Source organism: Acinetobacter seohaensis (assembly GCF_056431365.1).
Genome location: NZ_JBWKMK010000108.1, coordinates 1 through 5494, shown reverse-complemented (window position 1 = coordinate 5494; position 5494 = coordinate 1). Strand labels below are relative to the sequence as shown.

At 38.8% G+C, this 5494-nt stretch carries 6 protein-coding genes, 1 other RNA gene and 2 pseudogenes; 3 read left to right on the top strand and 6 right to left on the bottom strand.

Annotation, left to right across the window (positions count from 1 at the left end):
- Window positions 1–96, top strand: a 96-nt coding sequence (locus AC07E5_RS10220; protein WP_143242124.1) for a transposase domain-containing protein, incomplete at its 5' end; no start/stop codon positions are given.
- Window positions 97–126: 30 nt separating this feature from the next.
- Here the strand turns inward: AC07E5_RS10220 and AC07E5_RS10215 are convergent.
- Window positions 127–835 (bottom strand): annotated as a pseudogene (locus AC07E5_RS10215) (YbgF trimerization domain-containing protein); the annotation flags it as partial.
- A 341-nt stretch (window positions 836–1176) separates the two neighbouring features.
- Between AC07E5_RS10215 and ffs the strand changes: the two are divergent.
- Window positions 1177–1273: signal recognition particle sRNA small type (ffs, locus tag AC07E5_RS10210), an RNA gene on the top strand.
- A 66-nt stretch (window positions 1274–1339) separates the two neighbouring features.
- Here the strand turns inward: ffs and AC07E5_RS10205 are convergent.
- The 4 genes from AC07E5_RS10205 to AC07E5_RS10190 form a co-directional block, all read right to left on the bottom strand.
- Window positions 1340–2029, bottom strand: a complete 690-nt coding sequence (locus AC07E5_RS10205; RefSeq protein WP_180044307.1) for a regulatory protein RecX — start codon at window positions 2027–2029, stop codon at window positions 1340–1342.
- A gap of 81 nt (window positions 2030–2110) precedes the next feature.
- Window positions 2111–3157 carry a recombinase RecA gene (gene recA / locus AC07E5_RS10200; RefSeq protein ID WP_004976691.1) on the bottom strand — a complete coding sequence of 349 codons (1047 nt, stop codon included), beginning with the start codon at window positions 3155–3157 and terminating at the stop codon, window positions 2111–2113.
- Between the two features lie 144 nt (window positions 3158–3301).
- The gene (locus AC07E5_RS10195; RefSeq protein WP_004976690.1) at window positions 3302–3742 is read right to left on the bottom strand and encodes an RNA-binding S4 domain-containing protein; all 441 of its coding nucleotides are present in this window, start codon (window positions 3740–3742) and stop codon (window positions 3302–3304) included.
- Window positions 3735–4409, bottom strand: a complete 675-nt coding sequence (locus tag AC07E5_RS10190; RefSeq protein WP_096901429.1) for an HAD-IA family hydrolase — start codon at window positions 4407–4409, stop codon at window positions 3735–3737. Before AC07E5_RS10190 ends, AC07E5_RS10195 begins: the two co-directional genes overlap by 8 nt.
- Window positions 4410–4694: 285 nt before the next feature.
- On the opposite strand from AC07E5_RS10190, the gene AC07E5_RS10185 reads away from it, so the two are divergent.
- Window positions 4695–4940, top strand: a complete 246-nt coding sequence (locus AC07E5_RS10185) for a hypothetical protein (protein ID WP_004976684.1) — start codon at window positions 4695–4697, stop codon at window positions 4938–4940.
- Between the two features lie 432 nt (window positions 4941–5372).
- Here AC07E5_RS10185 and AC07E5_RS10180 read toward each other — a convergent pair.
- Window positions 5373–5494, bottom strand: a pseudogene (locus AC07E5_RS10180) (transposase); the annotation flags it as partial.

Sequence of the window (5494 nt, the reverse complement as noted above, 5' to 3'; positions counted from 1 at the left end):
GCCTATTTAAGTGATGTGCTGAAAAGGTTACCGACACACAAAGCGACCCAAATAGAAGAATTACTACCACATCGCTGGAAATCCAACTCAAATTAAAAAATAGGCATGGGGTTCAGCGGACGCTTACGATTGAGGGTACTTGGTTGCCACAATTTCAAAATTCTTTTTGGCTTCGCTGTAATTGGTCGGTTCAATCGCTAAATTAAACTCAGCTAACCAAAAATAAGCATTGCTGATATACACACTGTTTGGGTGGTTTTTAATAAAGTTTTGCATGGGTGCAATGGCTTTTTTAGCACCACCTTGTTTATAGGCATCCAATGCAACAGTATAGGCTGCTTTTTCTAGCTCAATATTGGTATTTAAACCTTGAGCTGTTGGGCTAACATGCGTTGTATTTTGCGCAGATTGCGGGGCATTGCTATTTAACTGGTTGTTGCTGGTGACTGGGTGCAGTATCCTTTTGGTTATCCTCCTCAGCGGTAGGAGTAGATTCAGGGTCTATTTTTTGCTGGAGCAGTTCTAGACGTTGATCTAAATCGGTATAGCGATTTTGCAATTCATGTTTGAGCTGCGCAATTTCATTGTCTTGTTCTTCAATTTTGCCGCGTAACTGGCGGATGTCATTTTCAAGTTGCTGGTTTTTTTGCATCAACTGCCAATTGATATTGGTGGGTACATTGGCAGTTGCCATATTACTCGTTGCAATCGCAGGGCTATTGGCATACCTAGCACTGCTTTGGCTGAGATTGTGGCTTTCAATTGGAATATTGGCAAATATAGGCGTTGAGCACAGTAGGGCAAGAGCACAAAGTGCATGCTTTTTTAGCATAATTGAACATCCATCTTAATCTTGTGTAGGTGAGTCCTTGTAAGCATATTGGACTCAACCTGTTGATTTGGTCATTTTCCACATTTAAAACGTCCACGCGTGGAATTGCAATAAGCTTTTACAAACTTATCATCAATCTCAGCGCAATATGGGTAAATCTAGGATTTAAATCTCGAAATAATTTTATGATGGGTTAGTTAGACTAAATTTTAAATGACGTTATTCTATAAATGTCTTCAATTGTTTTTAAAATAATCAATTGGATAGCATTATAAAAGGAAATACAGAACAACGCTTGCAAGTTTGTTAAAAATCTCTATACTCTGTTTTTGCAATGGTAGCCCTGCTGGTTACTTCGCAATTGTACTCTACGAACCCCGTCAGGACCGGAAGGTAGCAGCGGTAGTGGAACTATGATGTGCCGAAGGCTTGCTGGTAGGGTTGCCACCAGTTTTGAAATAATAATTCTATTTATCTTCTACTTATTTTGATCTTATATCCACTATTTTAAAAATCCTGCTCTTTCCTACGAATTGCTTTCATAATCGCATCCATATCAAAGCCCCGATACTGTAAAAAACGAATTTGTTTGGCTTTAAGTTTTGGCTCGTTTGCGACTTCTGTGCCGAATTTTTTCACTTTCAGTTGATAGGCTTGTTCTGCCCAATCAGTTTCTTTAAGTTCTTCTGAAATTAAACTGCTATCCACTTTTTTGTTTTTAAGAGCCATTTTAATACGATTTGGCCCTTTACCTTGCCGCTTTTGGCTAGCCAGTAACATTTCTGCTAGGCGTTGATCACTCTGATAATTTTCACGTGCCAATTCATTGACTAACTCAATCACTTCATCACGGTTTTCTGCATATAAAGCCAGTTTTTCAATTAAGTCATTTTTAGAATATTCTTTACGCGTTAAGACAGCAAAGGCGTAGCTGCGTAGACGAGAACCTGTTAGTCCTGGGCGTTTGTTTTGCTGTTCGTCTTGGTCTTCATTGTGATTGTGTTCTTGATCATCAATGGCTTCCGTATGAGCAGGGTATTGTTTATTAATGTTAGGCGCAGAATTTGAGGCAAAATGCAGGGCAGACGTTGTTTCGGAATATATCTGCTCAGTTCGGCTACATGATTGCTCATCTTCGCCAAATTGTTGTTTTAGCGCAGCGTAATCAATCAGTTTGGGGAATTTATTTTCAGACATGGTAATGCTTCCATATACAATAAAACGCTCCGTAGAGCGTTCTATTTAATTCAGTTTGTTGTGTTCATCTTAGCGCATGCTTTAAACATCAAGTAAGTCGAATTCTTCTTCGTCTTTATCTTCTACAGGTGCAGCTTGACCTGTCGTGAGTAGTTGTTCACGAATAATCGCTTCGATGCCTTTAGCAAGCTCTGGATGTTCTTCAAGATGGCGAATGGTGTTGTTTTTACCTTGACCAATTTTATCGCCTTGATAAGAATACCAAGCACCAGCTTTTTGCACGATATTTTGTTGAACAGCTAAATCGACCAGCTCGCCCAAATGGTTAACACCTTTACCGTAAAGAATTTGGAACAATGCTTCTTTAAATGGAGGTGCCATTTTGTTTTTCACAACTTTGACTTTGGTTTCAGAACCAATAATCTCGTCACCTTCTTTCACTTGACCTACACGGCGAATATCTAAACGAACAGAAGCATAGAACTTCAATGCGTTACCACCAGTTGTGGTTTCTGGGCTACCAAACATTACACCAATTTTCATACGAATTTGGTTAATGAAGATCACCATACAGTTCGAGCGTTTGGCATTACCTGTGATTTTACGCAAGGCTTGGCTCATTAAGCGTGCTTGTAAGCCCATGTGTGAGTCACCCATTTCGCCTTCAATTTCGGCACGAGGGGTTAAGGCAGCTACGGAGTCGACCACAATCATGTCGATTGCGCCAGAGCGTACCAACATATCGGCAATTTCAAGAGCTTGTTCACCGTTGTCTGGTTGCGATACTAAAAGATTGTCAATATCTACACCAAGTTTACGTGCATATTGAGGATCAAGCGCGTGTTCGGCATCAATAAAGGCACAAGTTCCACCAGCTTTTTGACATTCTGCAATGGCTTGCAAGGTCATAGTCGTTTTACCTGATGATTCAGGGCCGTAAATTTCAATGATACGACCTTTAGGTAAGCCACCAATACCCAATGCAATATCTAGGGTCAATGAGCCTGTAGATACGGCTTCTACCGCTTGCACAGTGTTGTCACCAAGACGCATGACTGTGTTCTTACCAAATTGTTTTTCAATCTGGCTTAACGCAGCGTTTAACGCCTTGCTTTTATTCTCATCCATCTTACAACCTCAATACGATGTCACGAAACAATATACTCAAGTGGATGCATTTACTTAAATCTTTTCCACATGCAATATAGTGACAGAATTTGTCCTGTAGTTCTATTTATATCACGGGCTGTACGACAGCCTGTGACGCTCTATTTAATCATCATTATATGACCAAAATTGGTCAAATTGCTGATCATTCTCTTGTTTAAATTTGCTGATGTCACGACGGTCTTTTTTACTTGGTCGATGATCAGGTCGTGCTAGATTATGCAACTTTCTTTGGGTCGCAATCAATTCCCTGCGTGCAATACTCACTTCAGTTTCTTCATAAAGTTGCTGAGCGACAGGGGCAGGGCCGCGTACGCCGGATAATGCCTTGACCAATACGGTTTTCTTATCAAAACCTTGTTGAATGGTCAGCTCAGTTCCCACACGAATTTCTTTGGAAACTTTAACGCGCTCGCCATTGTGATGTACTTTGCCGCCTTCAATGGCAGCTTTTGCAATAGAGCGGGTCTTGAAAAAACGTGCAGCCCATAGCCATTTATCAATTCGGATCGTTTCAATGGCTTCGTGGGACGAAGTTTTAGGCATATTTTTGAGTGTCCTCAAATTGTTCTAAGACAGGAATTAAATCTGTTAATTGGTGCAACATAGGGTAATTACAAGTCTGACGCGTAGGTTTTGCTGAGGATGGCTGGGCAATACTATATAAGTGTCCAATCCCAAAGGCTTTAGCACCATTAAGCACCTTTTCGGTGTCATCTATAAAATAGCAATCTTCAGGATTAAATGCATGTTGTTGTTGCAATGTTTGCCAAAATTCAACGCGCTCTTTGGCATAACCAATACTTTCAGAACTAACAATCACTTCAAAATACTTTGCTAAACCTGTATGTGCTAATTTAAAGTCTAAACCTGCACAATCGGCATTGGTGGTGAGCCAAATGTGATAGCCATTATTTTTTAAATATTCCAGTAACTCGATAGCTTGTGGACGCAACGTGACTTGATCTTTATATTCAAGTTGCATCGCAAGCATATCTACACCCACTTTAGCCGTCCAAAAACGTGAGGAATACCACTCTAAGGTGTGGCTATGCGCTTGATAAAAATCGTATAAAATTTCTTTGCTGCGCTCTAAAGAACAGGCGTGTAATTCTGCATAGCGAATAGGCAGTTGTTCATTCCAAATAAAATCATCATAAGCGAGATCTAACAGCGTTCCGTCCATGTCAAACATGATGATATTTTTGTGCATTTAGACATCCTAAACCATTAAGCAATTGCCAAAAGGCAAATAAAACTGGCTCATTTAAACATGCTTGAGGCATAACTCAAAATACTGTCTGATTATTCGCCAAATTGTGCTAGGCTAAATAAATAAGCACTGTACATGCGTTGCATATAAATTAGGTGAGATGGGGCAGTTGTAAAAAGTAACTGTAGCGTTCACAAAAACAATTTTTTTGACATATTTCTGTATTTGTTTGTCTGTACAAGCATAGAAATTGAATGGTAAATTTTTTAAATTAGGGAGCTAGTAATGGCTGAACAACAGTATTTAGATTTAAAACACTTAGATAAACAACTCGATGAGTTTGAGAAAAAGAAGAAAAAAATTAAGAAAATGCGTATCGGCTATAAATTATTTGCGCATTTAATGGGCGATGAAAAATTCGCCCATCATGTTTCAGAGTCGGCATTAAACCCAGATAAACGTAGTTATCGTAAAGTGAAAATTAAAATCACCTCAGATGAGGGAGAGTTAACTTTTCTAGAAAAGGATTGATTAATTTTTTGATTTAAAATTCTAGTGATTTTGATTATGTATACAAATTTGTGTACCTTTAAATCTGGCCCGATTGATGCAGATCGGGCTTTTTTATACCTTAATTCTATGAATGGTTCAACCTGAATTAGAATCCTTTTATAAGTCGAAATTTGATCATAAATGATCAGTAAAATTAGTATTGAAAGTCCCTTCTTTTACGCCATGTATTGCTCAGGATGAGGAGTATATTCCGCAAGTGGATGAGGGGGTTCTTATAAAAAACCTCTCCCTGAGGAGCATGCTCCGCAAGTCTCATAAAAGGAAAGGGAATTTCCTTTGCAGTGATTCAAAAATGATTTAAGAAAGAATCTTTTTAAATAAAATGCATCAAGTTGTCATAATCTGCACTTAAGCTATTCAGCAAACTCAGTAAAATGTAATAAGTTGTCATTAAAAAGTAAACATGTATTCTTTTCCGAATTGGTTTGATACTCTCTCCACCCATTGCTCTATTTTATCAGCTGTCATGACTTGAAAATCTCGCCAATAATATTTCATCTGCTTCCATACCA

Excerpts from the sequence above, each read along its gene's own strand:
- AC07E5_RS10205 (WP_180044307.1), bottom strand. The coding sequence starts at position 2,029 with ATGTCTGAAAATAAATTCCCCAAACTGATTGATTACGCTGCGCTAAAA.
- recA (WP_004976691.1), bottom strand. The coding sequence starts at position 3,157 with ATGGATGAGAATAAAAGCAAGGCGTTAAACGCTGCGTTAAGCCAGATT.
- AC07E5_RS10195 (WP_004976690.1), bottom strand. The coding sequence starts at position 3,742 with ATGCCTAAAACTTCGTCCCACGAAGCCATTGAAACGATCCGAATTGAT.
- AC07E5_RS10190 (WP_096901429.1), bottom strand. The coding sequence starts at position 4,409 with ATGCACAAAAATATCATCATGTTTGACATGGACGGAACGCTGTTAGAT.
- AC07E5_RS10185 (WP_004976684.1), top strand. The coding sequence starts at position 4,695 with ATGGCTGAACAACAGTATTTAGATTTAAAACACTTAGATAAACAACTC.